Here is a 17,004-nt window from a genome sequence, read left to right as displayed (position 1 = left end):
TCAGGTGAACACCGGGCCAACCACCGAAAAATGACCCGTGACGTGCAGAGAGTGTTGGCTACCCGCTGTCGCTCCGCGGTCGTGTGTCATTACGATTCGAATCGTGAATGTTCTGCAGATCGTCCTGGTGGCCGTGGTCGCCGCAATGCTGGGCGCACTGCTCGCCGCCTCACTGATGTGGTCGCGTCGTCGTCGCGACCGCAACGACGACGACGAACTCACAATGGCAACCGTGTTGGACCGCGTCGTGTACGGCGCATCCACCGGCATTGCCGTAGTCGACAAGTTCCACGACGTCATTCTCTACAACCCGCGCGCGGAGGAGTTGGGTCTCGTCAGCCGGCGGCTTCTCGACGAACGCGCGTGGATCGCGGCCGGCCGGATCCTCGAGGGCGGGACCACCGTCGAGCTCGACCTCAGCCGGAAGAACCCGCACGGCCGCGACCGTGTCGCGGTGCGGTGCATCGCCAAGAAATTGCTCGACGACGATCCCCGCTTCGTGGTGCTGTACGCCTACGACGACTCCGAACAGGTCCGGATGGAAGCCACCCGCCGAGACTTCGTCGCCAACGTCAGCCACGAACTCAAGACACCGGTCGGCGCGATGGCGTTGCTGGCAGAGGCCCTGCTCGAATCCATCGACGATCCCGAGAGCGTGCGGCACTTCGGGCAGCGGGTCCAGAGCGAAGCGACCCGGCTCGGCAACATGGTCACGGAGTTGATCGCTTTGTCGCGGTTGCAGGGCGCCGAGAAGCTCCCGGACCTCGAGGAAGTCGATGTCGACACAGTGATCGAGGACGCTCTCGACCGCACACGGCTCACCGCCGAGAACGCGACCATCGAGATCAACACCGACCGCCCGACCGGATACCAGATGCTCGGCGACCATCCCCTGTTGGTGACCGCGTTGACCAACCTCATAGAGAACGCGATCGCCTACTCCCCACCGGGCAGTCCGGTGACGGTGAGCAGGTCTCTGCGCGACGGATGTGTCGCGGTCGCGGTCACCGATCGAGGAATCGGGATCGAGCGCCAGTACCAGGAGCGCGTGTTCGAGCGCTTCTTCCGCGTCGACAAAGCGCGGTCGCGGGCAACGGGAGGCACCGGTCTGGGGCTTGCGATCGTCAAGCACGTCGCCGCGAATCACCACGGCGACATCGTGCTGTGGAGCAAGCCCGGAACCGGCTCGACGTTCACCCTGCTCATCCCCGCTCATTTCGAAAAGCCCGACAACGAGCCCGCCGCAACGCGGCACGATACGGCGGTCGGACAATGAGTCCGACCGGAACCGCACCCGGAATCGGGTGGAACAGAACCGAGAAAGCAACGGAGGACGCAACGGTGACGCGTGTGCTGATCGTGGAGGACGAGGAGTCGCTGGCGGATCCGCTCGCATTCCTGCTGCGCAAGGAAGGGTTCGAGACCACGATCGCGGGCGACGGACCCACGGCGTTGGCAGAGTTCGACCGGGGCGGGGCAGACATCGTCCTCCTCGACCTGATGTTGCCGGGCATGAGCGGCACCGACGTGTGCAAGCAGTTGAGGAGCCGTTCGGGTGTGCCGGTCATCATGGTGACCGCCCGCGACAGCGAAATCGACAAGGTCGTGGGACTGGAACTCGGTGCCGACGACTATGTGACCAAGCCGTACTCGGCCCGGGAACTCATCGCCCGGATCCGTGCGGTGCTGCGGCGGGGCGCCGACCCCGACATCGAGATCGGGCAGGACGACGCCGTGCTTGCGGCCGGTCCGGTGCGCATGGACGTCGACCGCCACGTCGTGCAGGTCAACGGTGAGGACGTCGCCCTACCGCTGAAGGAGTTCGATCTGCTCGAATACCTGCTGCGTAATTCGGGACGCGTTCTGACGCGTGGGCAGCTCATCGACCGAGTGTGGGGAGCGGACTACGTGGGCGACACGAAAACCCTCGACGTCCACGTCAAGCGGCTGCGTTCGAAGATCGAGACCGACCCCGCGAAGCCGCAGCATCTCGTGACGGTGCGCGGCCTGGGTTACAAGCTGGAGGGCTGACGCCCGGTGCGTGGTTTCGGTAGCCGCAGCTACCGAAACCACGCGTGGGTCAGTGGTGGTGCTCGGCGACCGCGGTAGCGGGATGGATCGCGATCAGTCCGAGGCCTTCGCGACGCTTGCACAGGCGGGCGAGTTCGTCGTAGGCCGGCTTACCGATGAGCTCCCGGAGCTCGGGGGCGTACGACTGCCATACCGGCTTCGTGCCGACATGCGCATCGGGTGAGCCGGAGCAGTACCAGTCCAGATCGTGGCCGCCCTCACCCCAGCCTCGCCGATCGAATTCTGTGATCGCGGTGCGCAGGACCTCGGTGCCGTCCGGTCGTTCCACCCAATCCTGGGTCCGGCGGATCGGGAGCTGCCAGCACACGTCCGGCTTCATCTCGAGCGGCTCGATCCCGCGACGCAGCGCCATCTTGTGGAGCGCGCAGCCCACACCGCCCTCGAAGCCCGGACGATTCAGGAAAATGCACGCGCCCTTGTAGCGGCGCGTGCGCAGCGCGGGTTCGTCCTCGAGCTCGTCCTCCTCGAGGAACCCCTTCTTGCCGAGTCCCTTCTCCATGAATTGCCAGTCGTCGGGAGTGAGATGCTTCACCGCCCTGGCCAGTTTCTTCCGGTCGTCGCTGTCGGTCAGGAAGGCTCCGTGCGAGCAGCACCCGTCGTCGGGTCGCTCGGAAATGATGCCTTGGCACGAGGGTGTCCCGAACACGCAAGTCCACCGGGAGAGCAGCCAAGTCATGTCTGCAGCGATGATGTGTTCGTCGTTGTCGGGGTCGGTGAACTCGACCCACTCGCGTGGAAAGTCGAGAGGAACTTCTGGGGCCGGAACGATCTTGGGCTGAGCTCCGGACATACCTGCTGTCACAACCCCCGACGGTAGACCCAGTACCGTATTCATGTGCGCCTAGGGGTACTCGACGTCGGAAGCAACACCGTTCATCTGCTGGTGGTGGACGCCCATCGTGGCGGCCACCCCACACCTATGAGCTCGACCAAGGCAACACTGCGGTTGTCCGAGAACATCGACGACGACGGGAACCTCACCGTCTCCGGTGCCGATCGACTCGTGGAGACGGCAGGGGAGTTCGCCAGCATCGCCGCGACCTCCGGGTGCGGTGAGCTCATGGCCTTCGCCACCTCGGCTGTCCGCGATGCAGGGAACTCGGAGGAAGTCCTCGCCCGGGTCCGGAACGAGGCCGGGGTCAACCTCGACGTCCTGTCGGGAGTCGACGAGGCTCGACTGACGTTCCTGGCGGTGCGCCGCTGGTACGGGTGGAGTGCCGGCCGCATCCTCAATGTCGACATCGGTGGTGGCTCGCTCGAGCTGACCTTCGGCGGTGACGAGGACCCGGACCTGGCGTACTCACTGCAGCTCGGTGCCGGGCGTCTGACCCGTGACTGGTTCCGGGAGGACCCTCCCGGAAAGCGCCGTATCGCGGCATTGCGCGACTGGCTCGATGCCGAGCTTGCGGAGCCGACGAAGCATCTGCGTCATGCCGGCGACCCGGACCTTTCCGTTGCGACTTCCAAGACTTTCCGCACACTGGCACGATTGACAGGTGCAGCACCGTCGTCGGCGGGTATCCGTGTACGGCGGACGTTGACCGCGAGCGGCCTACGGCAGCTGATCGCGTTCATTTCGCGGATGACGACGTCCGACCGTGCTGAGCTCGAGGGTGTGAGCTCGGACCGGTCCCAGCAGCTCGTCGCGGGTGCGCTGGTGGCCGAAGCGAGCATGCGGGCGCTCGGGGTGGAAACCCTGGAGATCTGCCCGTGGGCGCTGCGTGAGGGTTTGATTCTTCGGAAGCTCGACACTGAGATGGGCGGCGAACTGGTGGTGGCATCCAAGTGACCGACGGCAAGAGCACGGATACCGGACAGATTTCGGTAGCGGAACTGCTCGCGCGGAACGGCAAGAAGGTGGGTTCGCGCAGCGGTGGCCGCCGCCGTCGTGGCACCACCGGCGGGATCTCGGTGGCGGAACTGACCGGTGAGATTCCGATCACACGAGTGCCCGCGGAGCCGGAGCCGGCCGCGAAGCCGGAGCCCCGCAGCGGGTCGGTTGTCGACGATCGCAGTCCGCAGACGCCCGCGGTGGCGACCCCGAGGACTCCGAAAGTGGAGCCTGCCGTTCCTGAGACCCCACAGGTCGAGCCGGTCGTACCCGAGACCCCGAAGGTCGCGACACCGACCCTGTCGACTCCGGCACCGCCGTCCGCCAACGAACTGACGACGATCTCGCCGAAGGCGGCCGGCCCGAAGGTGGCCGACACGGACGCGACGACGGTGACTCCTGCTGTCGTCGAGTCCACCACCGCCAAGTCGGCCGGCCGTAAGCCCGCGGTCGGAAAGTCGTCCACCGGCAAGGCTGCTTTCGGAAAGGGCACCGTGGCGGACCGTCCGACCACGGTCTCGGACGGCGCGAAGGTCGAATCGCCGACCGAGATCATCCGCCCGGAGGCCCTGCCGCGTCGAGCGAGGGCACACTTGGACAACGTGGCCGGGCCCGTGCCGACGGTTTCGCCGGCATCACCGTCCTCGCGGGCATCGGATGTTCCGGAGCCCCGATTGCTCTCGGGTCCTGCGAGCGATCTTCAGGGAACCGGCGCCGACGACGATGACGGCGACACCGACACCATCGGTATCACGAAGGACGAGGACGGCGGTAAGGCGTCCTCGAAGAGCAAGTCCTCGTCGAAGGGCAAGGCTGCGCCGAGCAAGGGGTCCGCGAAGAGCAAGACCGGCTCCAGCGGAAAGGCGGCGTCGAAGGACGAGGCCGGGTCGTCCGGTGCGTCGTCGAAGAGCAGCTCCGGCAAGGGCAAGCCCGACACCACCACGGACGACAGCGTCGACGGGTCCGGGGGCAGCGCCAAGCAGTGGATGCTGCTCATCGGAGAGAGCGTCGCTGCGATCGTCGTCGGCGGTCTGTTGTTCAAGGGTTTCGAGAAGCTGTGGGACATGATGCCGTGGGTGGCGTTCGGTCTTGCGTTGCTGGTGATCGTCGGCCTCGTGGCGCTGGTGCGGGTTCTGCGCCGCACAGACGACATCACCAGTCAGCTCATCGCTGTCGGGGTGGGTGCGTTCGTGGCGTTCGGTCCGCTGCTGTTCCTACTACCCAACGGTTGAGGCTGCGGTCATGGTGACGGCGCGGCGTATCCCGGTGGGGCTGTCGACGGCCTCGGTGTATCCAGAGAACACCGAGGCTGCCTTCCGGTTCGCCGCCGACCTCGACTACGACGGGGTCGAACTCATGGTGTGGGCAGACCCGGTGAGTCAGGATCCCGGGGCGGTACAGCGGCTTGTGCGCAAATACGGGATTCCCGTGCTCGCGGTGCATGTGCCGTGCCTGCTCATCTCGCAGCGGGTCTGGGGCTCAGATCCGGTGGCGAAGCTCGGGCGGTCGGTCGAGGCAGCGGAAATCCTGGGTGCGTCGACCGTAGTGGTGCACCCGCCCTTCCGCTGGCAGCGCCGATACGCCGAGGGGTTCGTCGAGCAAGTGAAGACTCTCGGGCAGGGCAGTCACGTGTCGGTCTCGGTCGAGAACATGTATCCGATGCGTGCGGACGTGCTGTTTCGCGACCGTGGCGCACACCGCCTGCGGCGTCGCGGCGGCCCCGGGCCGGCGGTGTCGGCCTACAGCCCGTCGCTCGATCCCACCGACACCGGCTTCGATCACTACACGCTCGACCTGTCGCACACCGCTACCGCGGGGATGGATGCGCTCGCACTCGCCGAACGGATGGGGCAGAGCCTCAACCACCTGCACCTCGCAGACGGTCGAGGGTCGTCGGTGGACGAACACATGATCCCCGGGGCAGGGGACCAGCCGTGCGCCGAGGTGTGTCGGAGACTCGCCGCCGGCGACTTCGCGGGCCAGGTGGTGCTCGAAGTGAGTACGCAGAGCGCGCGGACCCGGGCCGAGCGGTCGGTGATGCTCGGTCGGGCACTCTCGTTCGCACGAAAGCACCTCGATCGCCCTGCGCAGAGCGCGATCACCACGCGCCCCGAGCATCCACGCGCAGCGGACGTCGCCCGAATGCCCGGTGCCGATGTGCCCGTGCCGGACGGTGAGGGTTGGTCAGAGAGCGCTGATTCCGGCAGCGAGAACCGCGACACCTGAGATCACGACGCCGACGGTCAGCGATGCGGCGCCGAGCCACACCGATGCAATCATGCGTCCTGGTCGTGCGGGATTCGCACCCAGTACCGACAGGAAGAAGCCCGCCGGAACGAGGATCGCGGAAGTCAGGACGGCGATGGCACCGGCGGCCGCCCATCCCGGTGATGCGCCGGCTACGTGGGTGGTGACGGCGACGAGGAGTCCGAGTGTCACGAGTACTCCCGCGTGTGCGTGCCCGGCGCGGAAGAAGGACTTCTGAAGATCGTTGGTGGGCACGCCGCCGTTCGCGACGCGGAGTAGGAAAGTGCCCCCGAAGGCAATGCCTGCGACGGTCAGCAGTGTCGCTCCGAGAACGATGACGAGCATGGGATGCATGGGGATGCCTCTGTCCCTAGATTGGATAGTGAAGGTATCCAATACTGGATAGTTGTAGTATCTGATGTCAAGAGGGAATCGGAGGTGACCATGCGGATCTCGGAATTGGCGGCGCGCACCGGTGTGCCGCTGGCCACTGTGAAGTACTACCTGCGTGAAGGACTGCTGATGCCCGGTCGCGCAACGAGCGCGACGCAGGCACAGTACGACGACACGCACATGAGGCGACTCGGTTTGGTCCGCGCGCTTGCAGGTCAGGGGCTTCCGCTCGACAAGATCAAGGCGGTCGTCGCGCTCGCCGAGAATCCGGACGAGAATCTGTTCGTCGCCCTCGGTAAGGCGGTGATGGCGCTCCCTCCCTATGTCGACAACCCACCCGACGCCGACTACCCGCGCACTCGCGCGCTGCTCGAGCGGCTCGGTCAGTTGTACGACCCGAAGTTCACCGCCGTCGCCCAACTCGAACGCGCGCTCGCGGCGCTCGAATCGGCCGGTCTGACCATGTCCGACCGGCGTATCGACGTCTACGGCGAGCACATCCGCGAGATCGCGGACCTCGACGTCAACCTCCTTCCGGCGACCTCGCGGCAGGAGACCGTCGAAGCCGCCGTGCTCGGTACCGCGCTGTACGAACCGGTACTTGCCGCGATGCGTCGCCTCGCGCACCAGCACCGCGCCGCCCGGATCTTCTCGGCAGTAGCCGACTCCGACCTCCCAGACCCCACCGACGCAGATCGACACCCGCAGGAGAACCAGTGACCACCGACCATCCTTTCCGCGACCTGACCACACTCACGACCACCGGCGAGGGCGCCTGGTCGGCGCACATCGCGCCCACCTGGACCATCGGACCCAAGGTGCACGGCGGATGCATGCTCGCGGTGAGTGCCGCCGCAGCCCGCCGCGCCGGGATCGGCGCCGGAGCCGACCCCGCGGTCCAGCCTCTCGCGGTGAGCGCGTCCTTCGTGTCCGCGCCGGACCCGGGCGACGTCCAGGTCACCACCGTGGTCCGAAAGCTGGGCAAACAGGTCTCCGTGGTGGAGACCGAACTCGGGCAGGACGGCCGTGTCGCGGTGCGGGCGAGCGTCACGCTCGGTGTGCCCGACGGTGGCGAGCCGCGGTACGCCGTACCGCACCCGGCCACCGAGATGCCCGCCCAGCCGCCCGAGAACGCGCTGGTGGTCACTCCTGCTCACCCGATGGGACAGATCGTGAACCTGTGCGGCTCTGTCGACATGCGCGTCGACGAGTCGACCGCGGGATTCCTGCGTGGCGACCAGGAAGGTGATCCACGCATCGCGATGTGGACGAAGCTACGTCCCGCCGACGAGAGGGACCTCGACACGGTCGCACTGTTCGCCCTCATGGCGGGCGACATCTCGGCTCCCGTGACGATGAATCGCGGTATGTTCGGGTGGGCGCCCACCGTGCAGCTGACCGCCTACCTGCGCGCGCTCCCTGCGCAGGGCTGGTTGCGCCTGACGAACGAGAGCATCGTGCTCGGGCAGACCTGGTTCGAGTCGGATCACACCGTGGTCGATTCGGCGGGGGCCGTCGTGGTGCAGTCCCGTCAGCTCGCGATGATCCCGCGCTGACGATCCGATCGGCCGACGGCCCGGACGACCACGGGACTGCGATGCGTGCCACAGCGGGACCCGTGGCACGCTGTCACCCATGACGAGAATTGCGGTGATCGGTGGCGGCAGGATCGGTGAGGCACTGATCTCGGGGCTGCTGCAGAACGGCTACGCGACCAAGGACCTCGTGGTGGTCGAGAAGCTGCCCGAGCGAGCAGACGAACTGGCGCGCGCGTATGCGATCCGCGTCACCGACGGCACGGCCGATGCGGCCGAGGGCGCCGACGTGATCGTCGTGGCAGTGAAACCGGGCGATGTCGATACGGTGATCGCCGACGTGACCTCGGCCGACCTCGACAGCGACACCGAGCAGATCGTCGTCTCGCTCGTTGCGGGCGTCACGACCGCCCACTACGAGAACAAGCTCCCCGCGGGCTCTCCTGTCGTCCGTGTGATGCCCAACACCCCGATGCTCGTCGGGCAGGGCGCGAGCGTGCTTGCCTCGGGACGTCATGCGAAGGGCGAGCACCTCGACCTCGTACGCGAGATGCTCGGATCGGTGGGCACCGTGTCGGTGGTGCCCGAATCGCAGATGGATGCGGTCACCGCGGTCTCGGGCTCAGGTCCCGCCTACTTCTTCCTCGTCGCCGAGGCGATGATCGACGCCGGTGTTGCGCTCGGCCTGAGCCGCACCGTAGCCACGGATCTCGTGGTGCAGACCATGACCGGCTCGGCTGCGATGCTCGCGCATTCAGGGGAGAACGCGGCGGACCTGCGTGCTGCCGTGACGTCGCCCGGGGGCACCACGGCCGCAGCGATCAAAGAATTCGAGCGAGGCGGTATCCGCACCGCGTTCTATGACGCGCTCGACGCCGCACGGCAGCGATCGGTGCAGCTCGGCGCCCGTTCCGAATAGCCGAACTTCCCGGCGCCGGGCCTCGCAACACGCCGTAACTGTGTGACAGAAGTGAAATTGGTGGCCGCCATCGTCGCACAGGAACCATTCGTCACGCTAAGCTCGAATGAGCACGTGCGTGTCTGTTCCGCCGGAGGGGAAGCCGGCGGCGCGGACGTGCCGGAGGTGTGTAATGGTTTCAGGAAATACACCGTCGAAGGGTCAACCCCAAGACGGACAGTCGGTCCTCGCAGGTACCCAATTCCTGACGGTCGCCGAAGTGGCGTCGTTGATGAGGGTGTCGAAGATGACCGTGTACAGGCTCGTACACAGCGGTGAGCTGCCGGCTGTGCGCGTGGGGCGTTCGTTCCGCGTGCACGCAAAGGCGGTTCACGACTATCTCGAGACATCGTATTTCGACGTCGGATAACCCGACTCGGAGGCTGTCGAAGCACGGAGCGGACCTCGATTTCATCCGGTCGTTCCTGCACCGGTACGATTGCTATTCGTCGTACCGGTCAGCCGGTGTCGTGAGGCACTGACCTCGTCACCACGAGGCCCAGCGTCCGACAGAAGAAGGCGTACGTCACCGGCGTGCGCAGGAACGCTATTAGAACGTGAGGGATGCCCACATGGGGTCTGTGATCAAGAAGCGCCGCAAGCGCATGTCGAAGAAGAAGCACCGCAAGCTGCTCCGCCGCACTCGTGTGCAGCGTAGGAAACTCGGCAAGTAAGTCACTGTCGATATCGGCATCCGAGCTGCCGCCGGTAGCCGGACCGCCGAACGAATGCCCGTCACCCATGGTGGCGGGCATTCGGCGTTCCTGCACGGTGAGCAACTCGACGTTTACCCAGGTGTCATGCGATGTTGCCGATGTCACCGTATTGTTGTAGCGCATACCGTCCTGTGGCGAGGTGGGGCCGACGACGGAGATGTTCTGCGAGCAGGGGGTGCTGTGACTTCACACGGGCGACAGACCGAGCCGCCAGGTGTCGTACTGGTGACGGGCGCGAGCCGATTTCTCGGTGGCTTCCTCGTCACCCGGCTGGCTCAGAACCCGGACATCGAACGCGTCATCGCCGTCGATACCCAGTCACCCACCAAAGACATGCATCGCCGCATGGGACGCGCCGAGTTCGTCCTCGCCGACATCAGGAACCCGCTGATCGGCAAAGTCATCAGAAACATGAACGTGGACACAGTCGTGCACGCCTCGGCGGTCACCAAGGCGCCCAAGTCCGGCGCACGCGCCGCGATGAAGGACATGAACGTCATCGGCGCGATGCAGTTGTTCGCGGTGTGCCAGAAGGCGCCGTCGGTGCGCAAGGTGGTGCTGCGGTCGTCGTCGGTCGTCTACGGCTCGAGCGCCAAGGACCCCGCGAAGTTCACGGAGGAGATGAGCGCGCGGCGTCGGCCCACCGGTGCGTTCGCCCGCGACATGATCGAGATCGAGGGCTACCTGCGAGGCCTCGCGCGGCGGCGCAGCGACATCGACACCACGATTCTGAGGCTCGCACCCACGGTCGGTAACCGACTTCCGGGATCGGTCTCGAACTATCTCACCTCGCCGCTGGTACCCAATGTCCTCGGCCGCGACGCACGGCTGCAGTTGCTGCACGAGGAGGATGCGCTCGGCGCCCTCGAATGCGCGACGCTCGGCGGGCCGCCCGGTACCTACAACGTGGCGGGCGACGGCATCGTGATGATGACGCAGGCGGTGCGCCGGGCCGGTGGCCTGACCGTGCCGATGCCCTACGGCCTGTTCCGCAATGTGGGCCATGCCCTCGTGGGATCGGTCATGAAGTCGTTCACGAAGGAAGAACTCGACTATTTCCACTTCGGATGCGGTCTCGACACGAGACGCATGCGTGAAGAACTCGGATTCGAACCGCGCTGGACCACAAAGGAAGCCCTCGACGACTTCGCGCGAGGAATCGGGATGTCCCGCCTCGTGAAGTCCGAATGGGTCGACAGAGCCGAATCGATGCTGCTTTCCGCCCTCGGGGAGCGAACGGAGGTGCGATGACTCAGGTTGCCAAGGTCATACCGCTGCATGGAGGAAGCCGCCGCACCGCTCCGGGTCGGCCCGGGGAGTCCTTCGCGGCGCACCCGTCGCAGGGCAGCCCGACCGAGCGTGCCGCACCGCTGCCATCGCAGCACACGGCCGTCGACGGTTTCCTCGACGAGCTGCGCACCGCCCTGATCGGGCACGTCACGGGTGGCGCCGAGTTCATCAGGCGCCGGATGACCGGAGACTACGAGGTCGACGACTTCGGCTTCGACCCGCATTTCAACGACAACATCCTCATGCCTGCGCTGCGTCCGCTGTTCGACAGGTGGTTCCGCGTCGAAGTCCGGGGGATCGAGAACATTCCGGCCGATGGTCGTGCACTCATCGTCGCGAATCACGCGGGTACCTTGCCCGTCGACGCCCTGATGACCTCCGTCGCAGTGCACGACCGCGCGCACCGGCCGCTGCGGATGCTCGCGGCCGATTTGGCCTTCGACATGCCGGTCGTCGGCACTGTGGCGCGCAAGGCAGGACACACCCTCGCGTGCCACCCCGACGCCGAACGACTTCTCAGGGAAGACCAGGTCGTCGCCGTGTTCCCGGAGGGGTACAAGGGGCTCGGCAAGCCGTTCAAGGAGCGGTACAAGCTGCAGCGTTTCGGGCGCGGCGGTTTCGTCTCCGCCGCCCTGAAGACACACGCGCCGATCATCCCGTGCTCGATCGTGGGGTCCGAGGAGATCTATCCGAACATCGCCGACCTCACCTCGCTTGCGCGGTTGCTCGGCCTGCCCTACTTCCCGGTCACGCCGCTCTTTCCTGCGCTCGGACCTCTCGGTGCGGTGCCGCTGCCGTCCAAGTGGTACATCGAATTCGGCACACCCATCGCCACCGACATCCACGACGAGGCATCGGCCGACGATCCGATGGTGTTGTTCGAGGTCACCGACCATGTCCGTGAAGTGATCCAACAGACCCTCTACAAACTGCTCACTCGCCGCCGGAACGTCTTCCTCGGCTGACGCCTTGGGTCAGGCGGTCTTGTCGCGTCGTCGTCCGAGCACGATCGCGACCGCGCCGCCGGCCGCGCCGAGTCCGAGCGCCGTCGGCACACCGACCTTCGCCGCCTTACGTGCCGTGCGGAAGTCCCGTACTTCCCAGCCCCGGGTGCGTGCGACCTGCCGCAGATCGGGATCGGGATTGATCGCGACCGCCGTTCCCACCAGCGACAACATCGGCACGTCGTTGTGGCTGTCGGAATACGCGGTGCACCGCTTGAGGTTGAGGCCCTCGCGGATCGCGAGGGCGCGCACCGCGTGGGCCTTGCCGAGTCCGTGCAGGATGTCGCCGACGAGACGGCCGGTGAACACCCCGTTCTCCGACTCCGCGACGGTGCCCAAGGCGCCGGTCAGGCCGAGGCGTTTGGCGATGACGTCGGCGAGTTCGACCGGGGTTGCCGTGACGAGCCACACCTGCTGACCTGCGTCGAGGTGCATCTGCGCGAGCATGCGGGTTCCGGGCCAGATCTTGTCGGCGATGATGTCGTCGTAGACCTCTTCACCGAGTCGACGAAGTTCCGCGGTGGATCTGCCCTGCACGAAGGAGAGGGCCTTGTCGCGGCCGCTTGCGACGTCGTCGCTGTTCTCCTTGCCGGTGATCCGGAACTTCACTTGTTGCCACGCGAACTCGAAGAGGTCGGTCTTGCGGAAGTAGTTCCGCGCGACGAGCCCGCGGGCGAAGTGGATGATCGACGCTCCCTGCACCATCGTGTTGTCGACGTCGAAGAACGCGGCCGCTGTCAGGTCGGTCGCGCCGCGGGCGCCGGAGTCGGTACCGGGCTCGATTCCCGCTTCCGGTTCACTCCGCGCACCGTGCAGTGCGAGAGCCGCGTCGGCGCTCGCCTCACCGGCGAGATTGGCGCGGACCTCTTCCTCGCTCGGCCCGAATTTGCGCGACAACAGGCGCCGGCCGGGCCGAATGATGCGCGCCCACGCCTCACCCATACCCCGCCCGTATGGCAACGAACGTTCAGGCACCCGCACCTCCCGTGTCGTGACGGTCGTGCCGACCCAGCGTCACACCCCGATGCACGACCCGCCCGCAAGCGTAGCCCGTGGTGGACGCGTTATCAGGCTTCGACGTTCGGCCGATCCGTGGGTGTGACCTTCGTCTCCGGGGCTGATGCCGCAGAGTGGACGTCATGACCGATCAACCCTCCGGCCCGGCCGGGACCCCTGCATCCGCTCACGAGGTGACACTCCTGGTTCGTGCCGGGTGCGGTAGTTGCGGACCTGCGCGCACGGTTCTCGAAGCGTTGTGTGCGGACTTCGGTTTGCAGGTCACCTGCATCGATGTGGATGAAGCTGCCGCCACCGACCCTGAATTGCGGGCCGAGTTCGGGGACCGTCTGCCCGTGGTGCTCCTCGACGGTAAGGAGCACAGCTACTGGGAGGTCGACGAGCCGCGATTGCGCGCAGATCTCGCCCGGTGACGTGATGCCACTCGGCCGTGGCGCAGGTGGGAAGCACATTCGGGGGCTCTCGAGCAACTTTGTGCATGGCTTCACAAGCAGTTACCGTGGTGAGGACGAAATCCCGGATCACCGTGAGGCCGGACGTGTCCACCGGCCGGACGAGGAGCCACGAACGTGACGCAACCGCACCCACCGCAGGGCGAAGACGCCCGCGGCACCGCCGGGACCGGCGAGGGTGCCACTCCCAATTCCGGGCAGGTCGCTCCGAGTTCTCAGTATCGGGATATTCCCCAGGCTACTGTGACGCGTCTCGCGAACTATCTGCGGGTCCTCGGTAGCCTCTCCGAGGCGGGCACACTCATCGTCTCGAGTGAGGAATTGGCGAGTGCGGCCGGGGTCGGATCGGCGAAGCTTCGCAAGGACCTCTCCTTCCTCGGGCCGAACGGAGTGCGCGGTGTCGGCTACGACGTCCTGCGCCTCCAGGCGCGCATCGAGAATGCGCTCGGGCTCGACCGCGGACACCGTGTCGTTCTCGTCGGAGTGGGCAATCTCGGTCGCGCTCTCGCCTGTTACCCCGGATTCGATCGTCGCGGCTTCACCCTCGCAGGCCTGTTCGACGCTGATCCGGCCCTGGTGGGGTCGACCGTGGGCGATCTCGTGGTCCGGGGAGTCGACCGGCTGGAATCCGACGCTCGTGAGTTGGGTGCCACCATCGGGGTCGTGGCCACACCCGAGGATGCCGCGCAGGACGTCTGCGACGTGCTCGTGCGTTCCGGTGTCCGCAGTGTCCTGAGCTTCGCTCCGATCGAGCTCGACGTGCCCGAACACGTCGAGGTGCGCCGCGTCGACCTGGCGGTCGAGATGCAGGTGCTCTCGTTCAACAGTGCTCGAAACGACGAACTTCTCCGGGCAGCCGGGGGAGCACACACGGCGGGTATCCCGCCCACCCGCGGCCCGCTCGGGTCTGCGGTGTCCACGCCGAGTCCGGCTCGGCGATCCAGAACAGGTAAGGCGGGCCCGCTGGGTTCGGCCGTGACCAGAAACGGATCGGTGATTGCGCCGTGAGTGTTCTCCTCGTTGGCATTTCGCATCGGAGCGCCCCGGTGTCGGTTCTCGAGAAGGTGGCCGTCGCGGACACCGACCGGCCCAAGCTGACCGACAAGATGATGGCGTCGGATCACATCTCCGAGGCGATGATCGTCTCGACCTGCAATCGGGTCGAGATCTATGCCGTGGTCGACGCCTTCCACGGGGCGCTCGCCGATGTCAGTGAATTGCTGTCGGAACACGCCGGCCTGACTCTCGCGGATCTGCACAAGCATGCCTACGTGCGCTACAGCGAAGCCGCGGCGGAGCATCTCTTCTCGGTGGCCAGCGGCCTCGATTCCATGGTCGTCGGCGAACAGCAGATCCTCGGACAGATCCGCACCGCATACGCGACCGCCGACGCCCAGCAGGCTGCGGGGCGTGCACTGCACGAACTCGCCCAGCAGGCATTGCGCGTCGGCAAGCGTGTGCACTCGGAGACCGGGATCGATTCGGCCGGTGCCTCCGTCGTCTCGGTTGCACTCGACAAGGCCGGTGCGCTGTTCGGTGGCGGAGGTTTGGGGGGACGGACCGCCGCGGTGATCGGTGCAGGTGCGATGGGTGGTCTGGCTGTGGCGCACCTGACGCGGTCGGGCATCGCCAAGATCATCCTCACGAACCGCACCCGCGACCGGGCCGAGCGGCTCGCCGCGACTGCCCGCGGAAACGGCGTCGAAGCCGAGGTCGTCGATTTCGGTGATCTGGCCGCAGCGCTGGCTCAGGCCGATGTTGCTGTCACCTGCACCGGAGCGGTCGGTACGGTCGTCACGCTCGCCGACGCCCACCGTGCTCTGGCACAGTCCGGTCGTGGCGAACGCCCGCTGGCGATCTGTGATCTCGGACTTCCCCGCGACGTCGAACCCGCTGTGTCGGGACTTCCCGGCGTGACTGTCTTCGACATGGAGGCTTTGCAGCGCGATCCCGCCGCCGGTGCTGCTTCCGATGACGCCGAGGCGGCCCGCGCGATCGTGGCGTCGGAGCTTGCCGGGTACCTCACCACCCAGCGGCTTGCGGAGGTGACGCCCACAGTCACCGCGCTGCGTCAACGTGCAGCGGAGGTCGTCGAGGGCGAACTCATGCGCCTCGATTCCCGGCTTCCCGATCTCGGAGACGGCCAGCGCGACGAGGTCGCGCGCACGGTGCGCCGTGTCGTCGACAAGTTGCTGCACGCACCGACCGTGCGGGTGAAGCAGCTTGCGTCGACACCGGGCGGCGACCAGTACGCCGAGGCACTGCGGGAGTTGTTCGAACTGCGACCGGGGGCAGTCGAAGCTGTTGCGACCCCCACGAAAGAACTGGGGTCACTGACCGACCCGACCACGTCGGTGGATCTGTCCGCCGCACTTGATCCGGTCATCACGACGGAGCTTCGTGCTCCACGAAAGGACGGCAAGGTATGAGCGCCGAAGCCACCCGGATCGACGCACCGCGCGAGCAGCGCACATTGCGCATCGGTACCCGGGGCAGCGTGCTCGCCACCACCCAGGCAGGCACTGTTCGCGACGCCCTGATCGCCGCCGGGCATCCGGCAGAACTCGTGGTCATCACGACCAAGGGCGACATCACGCCCGGGCCTGTGCAGCGCATCGGTGTCGGTGTGTTCACCGCAGAACTCCGCGAGGCCTTGCTGGCCGGTGAAGTGGACGTGGCGGTGCATTCGTACAAGGACCTGCCCACGAAGCAGGATCCGCGCATGGTCGTCGCAGCAGTTCCTCCTCGCGAGGATCCGCGCGATGCGCTCGTCGCTCGCGACGGGCTGGTGCTCGGGGAACTGCCGGCCGGATCGAAGGTAGGCACCTCCGCGCCGCGGCGCCGTGCACAGCTGGCTGCGATGGGCCTCGGTCTACAGCTCGAGCCGCTGCGCGGCAACATCGACACCCGCATCGGCAAGGTCGATTCGGGTGAGCTCGACGCGATCGTCATCGCTCGGGCGGGCCTGTCGCGCATCGGGCGGCTCGATCGGGTCACCGAAGCACTCGAGCCGGTACAGATGCTGCCGGCGCCGTCCCAGGGCGCGCTTGCCGTCGAGTGCCGCGCCGAGGACGCCGCCTTGATCGACATACTCGCCCAACTCGACGATCCGGCGAGTCGCGCGGCCGTTGTCGCGGAGCGTGCGTTGCTCGCCGAGCTCGAAGCAGGGTGCACCGCGCCGGTGGGTGCGATCGCAGAGGTCGTCGAATCGCTCGACGACGACGGCCGTGTCTTCGAGGAACTGTCCGTACGTGGGTGTGCGGCCGCGCACGACGGATCGGATGTACTCCGCGCGAGCATCGTCGGTTCGCCCGACCGCGCAGAGGAGCTCGGAAGGGCACTCGCCCGAGAACTGCTCGACCTCGGTGCGAAAGAACTGATCGTCGACGACGAACAGTGGGCCGCCGATGATTGACGTTTCCCTTCAGCCCCGAATTTCCCTTACCGCAGATTTGATTGCACTGGAGAAC

Annotated in this window: 19 protein-coding genes; 16 read left to right on the top strand and 3 right to left on the bottom strand. The window is 66.5% G+C overall.

The window, feature by feature from the left end:
* The first annotated feature begins 103 nt into the window (after positions 1 to 103).
* Both EV641_RS10515 and EV641_RS10510 read left to right on the top strand, forming a co-directional pair.
* On the top strand, positions 104 to 1,276 hold the full coding sequence (locus EV641_RS10515) for an ATP-binding protein (protein ID WP_132471758.1): 1,173 nt from the start codon (positions 104 to 106) through the stop codon (positions 1,274 to 1,276).
* 65 nt (positions 1,277 to 1,341) lie between these two features.
* Positions 1,342 to 2,031, top strand: a complete 690-nt coding sequence (locus EV641_RS10510; RefSeq protein ID WP_054715125.1) for a response regulator transcription factor — start codon at positions 1,342 to 1,344, stop codon at positions 2,029 to 2,031.
* A 49-nt stretch (positions 2,032 to 2,080) separates the two neighbouring features.
* Here EV641_RS10510 and EV641_RS10505 read toward each other — a convergent pair whose 3' ends face one another.
* The gene (locus EV641_RS10505; protein ID WP_054715113.1) at positions 2,081 to 2,881 is read right to left on the bottom strand and encodes a hypothetical protein; all 801 of its coding nucleotides are present in this window, start codon (positions 2,879 to 2,881) and stop codon (positions 2,081 to 2,083) included.
* Positions 2,882 to 2,926: 45 nt separating this feature from the next.
* On the opposite strand from EV641_RS10505, the gene EV641_RS10500 reads away from it, so the two are divergent.
* Genes EV641_RS10500 through EV641_RS10490 form a run of 3 tightly spaced genes read left to right on the top strand, consistent with a single transcriptional unit; the run spans position 2,927 to position 6,148 of the window.
* Positions 2,927 to 3,880 (top strand): Ppx/GppA phosphatase family protein, encoded by a 954-nt coding sequence (locus tag EV641_RS10500; protein ID WP_132471757.1) that lies wholly within the window; start codon positions 2,927 to 2,929, stop codon positions 3,878 to 3,880.
* Entirely contained in the window at positions 3,877 to 5,154 is a 1,278-nt protein-coding gene (locus tag EV641_RS10495) for a hypothetical protein (RefSeq protein ID WP_132471756.1), read from the top strand. Before EV641_RS10500 ends, EV641_RS10495 begins: the two co-directional genes overlap by 4 nt.
* Positions 5,155 to 5,164: 10 nt before the next feature.
* Entirely contained in the window at positions 5,165 to 6,148 is a 984-nt protein-coding gene (locus EV641_RS10490; protein WP_241997029.1) for a sugar phosphate isomerase/epimerase, read from the top strand.
* Here the strand turns inward: EV641_RS10490 and EV641_RS10485 are convergent.
* Positions 6,107 to 6,523 (bottom strand): hypothetical protein, encoded by a 417-nt coding sequence (locus EV641_RS10485; RefSeq protein ID WP_054720607.1) that lies wholly within the window; start codon positions 6,521 to 6,523, stop codon positions 6,107 to 6,109. The genes EV641_RS10490 and EV641_RS10485 overlap by 42 nt on opposite strands.
* Positions 6,524 to 6,613: 90 nt before the next feature.
* Between EV641_RS10485 and EV641_RS10480 the strand changes: the two genes are divergently transcribed.
* The 7 genes from EV641_RS10480 to EV641_RS10450 all read left to right on the top strand — a co-directional run bounded on the left by EV641_RS10480 (position 6,614) and on the right by EV641_RS10450 (position 12,026).
* Positions 6,614 to 7,282 (top strand): MerR family transcriptional regulator, encoded by a 669-nt coding sequence (locus EV641_RS10480; RefSeq protein ID WP_132471863.1) that lies wholly within the window; start codon positions 6,614 to 6,616, stop codon positions 7,280 to 7,282.
* Positions 7,279 to 8,118, top strand: a complete 840-nt coding sequence (locus EV641_RS10475; protein WP_132471755.1) for a thioesterase family protein — start codon at positions 7,279 to 7,281, stop codon at positions 8,116 to 8,118. Before EV641_RS10480 ends, EV641_RS10475 begins: the two co-directional genes overlap by 4 nt.
* Before the next feature lie 79 nt (positions 8,119 to 8,197).
* Positions 8,198 to 9,016, top strand: a complete 819-nt coding sequence (proC, locus tag EV641_RS10470; RefSeq protein WP_054719600.1) for a pyrroline-5-carboxylate reductase — start codon at positions 8,198 to 8,200, stop codon at positions 9,014 to 9,016.
* Positions 9,017 to 9,188: 172 nt separating this feature from the next.
* Entirely contained in the window at positions 9,189 to 9,425 is a 237-nt protein-coding gene (locus tag EV641_RS10465; RefSeq protein WP_054719598.1) for a helix-turn-helix domain-containing protein, read from the top strand.
* A 202-nt stretch (positions 9,426 to 9,627) separates the two neighbouring features.
* Positions 9,628 to 9,729 carry an AURKAIP1/COX24 domain-containing protein gene (locus EV641_RS10460; protein WP_003402602.1) on the top strand — a complete coding sequence of 34 codons (102 nt, stop codon included), beginning with the start codon at positions 9,628 to 9,630 and terminating at the stop codon, positions 9,727 to 9,729.
* Positions 9,730 to 9,951: 222 nt separating this feature from the next.
* Positions 9,952 to 11,022 (top strand): NAD-dependent epimerase/dehydratase family protein, encoded by a 1,071-nt coding sequence (locus EV641_RS10455; RefSeq protein WP_241997027.1) that lies wholly within the window; start codon positions 9,952 to 9,954, stop codon positions 11,020 to 11,022.
* Positions 11,019 to 12,026 (top strand): lysophospholipid acyltransferase family protein, encoded by a 1,008-nt coding sequence (locus EV641_RS10450; RefSeq protein WP_132471754.1) that lies wholly within the window; start codon positions 11,019 to 11,021, stop codon positions 12,024 to 12,026. The genes EV641_RS10455 and EV641_RS10450 overlap by 4 nt, the downstream gene beginning before the upstream one ends.
* A 9-nt stretch (positions 12,027 to 12,035) precedes the next feature.
* On the opposite strand, the gene EV641_RS10445 is transcribed toward EV641_RS10450, so the two are convergent.
* Positions 12,036 to 13,007, bottom strand: a complete 972-nt coding sequence (locus EV641_RS10445; RefSeq protein ID WP_132471861.1) for an HAD-IB family hydrolase — start codon at positions 13,005 to 13,007, stop codon at positions 12,036 to 12,038.
* 197 nt (positions 13,008 to 13,204) lie between these two features.
* Here EV641_RS10445 and EV641_RS10440 point away from each other — a divergent pair, with 197 nt between their 5' ends.
* The 4 genes from EV641_RS10440 (at position 13,205) to hemC (ending at position 16,949) form a co-directional block, all read left to right on the top strand.
* Positions 13,205 to 13,495 carry a glutaredoxin family protein gene (locus EV641_RS10440; RefSeq protein ID WP_132471753.1) on the top strand — a complete coding sequence of 97 codons (291 nt, stop codon included), beginning with the start codon at positions 13,205 to 13,207 and terminating at the stop codon, positions 13,493 to 13,495.
* Positions 13,496 to 13,651: 156 nt separating this feature from the next.
* Positions 13,652 to 14,542, top strand: a complete 891-nt coding sequence (locus tag EV641_RS10435) for a redox-sensing transcriptional repressor Rex (protein WP_054718300.1) — start codon at positions 13,652 to 13,654, stop codon at positions 14,540 to 14,542.
* Complete coding sequence (locus tag EV641_RS10430) at positions 14,539 to 15,963, top strand: glutamyl-tRNA reductase (protein ID WP_132471752.1); 1,425 nt, start codon at positions 14,539 to 14,541, stop codon at positions 15,961 to 15,963. Before EV641_RS10435 ends, EV641_RS10430 begins: the two co-directional genes overlap by 4 nt.
* Positions 15,960 to 16,949, top strand: a complete 990-nt coding sequence (hemC, locus tag EV641_RS10425; RefSeq protein WP_132471751.1) for a hydroxymethylbilane synthase — start codon at positions 15,960 to 15,962, stop codon at positions 16,947 to 16,949. Before EV641_RS10430 ends, hemC begins: the two co-directional genes overlap by 4 nt.
* Positions 16,950 to 17,004 lie beyond the last annotated feature (55 nt).

Origin of the sequence: Rhodococcus sp. SMB37 (assembly GCF_004345605.1) — a bacterium.
GTDB lineage: Bacteria > Actinomycetota > Actinomycetes > Mycobacteriales > Mycobacteriaceae > Rhodococcus.
This window is presented reverse-complemented; position numbering and strand designations above follow the sequence as displayed.

What these genes read in the sequence shown, in the direction of transcription:
- EV641_RS10440 (WP_132471753.1), top strand. Translation starts at nt 13,205, where the DNA reads ATGACCGATCAACCCTCCGGCCCGGCCGGGACCCCTGCATCCGCTCAC.
- EV641_RS10465 (WP_054719598.1), top strand. Translation starts at nt 9,189, where the DNA reads ATGGTTTCAGGAAATACACCGTCGAAGGGTCAACCCCAAGACGGACAG.
- EV641_RS10490 (WP_241997029.1), top strand. Translation starts at nt 5,165, where the DNA reads ATGGTGACGGCGCGGCGTATCCCGGTGGGGCTGTCGACGGCCTCGGTG.
- hemC (WP_132471751.1), top strand. Translation starts at nt 15,960, where the DNA reads ATGAGCGCCGAAGCCACCCGGATCGACGCACCGCGCGAGCAGCGCACA.
- EV641_RS10450 (WP_132471754.1), top strand. Translation starts at nt 11,019, where the DNA reads ATGACTCAGGTTGCCAAGGTCATACCGCTGCATGGAGGAAGCCGCCGC.
- proC (WP_054719600.1), top strand. Translation starts at nt 8,198, where the DNA reads ATGACGAGAATTGCGGTGATCGGTGGCGGCAGGATCGGTGAGGCACTG.
- EV641_RS10445 (WP_132471861.1), bottom strand. Translation starts at nt 13,007, where the DNA reads ATGGGTGAGGCGTGGGCGCGCATCATTCGGCCCGGCCGGCGCCTGTTG.
- EV641_RS10485 (WP_054720607.1), bottom strand. Translation starts at nt 6,523, where the DNA reads ATGCATCCCATGCTCGTCATCGTTCTCGGAGCGACACTGCTGACCGTC.
- EV641_RS10460 (WP_003402602.1), top strand. Translation starts at nt 9,628, where the DNA reads ATGGGGTCTGTGATCAAGAAGCGCCGCAAGCGCATGTCGAAGAAGAAG.
- EV641_RS10480 (WP_132471863.1), top strand. Translation starts at nt 6,614, where the DNA reads ATGCGGATCTCGGAATTGGCGGCGCGCACCGGTGTGCCGCTGGCCACT.
- EV641_RS10505 (WP_054715113.1), bottom strand. Translation starts at nt 2,881, where the DNA reads ATGTCCGGAGCTCAGCCCAAGATCGTTCCGGCCCCAGAAGTTCCTCTC.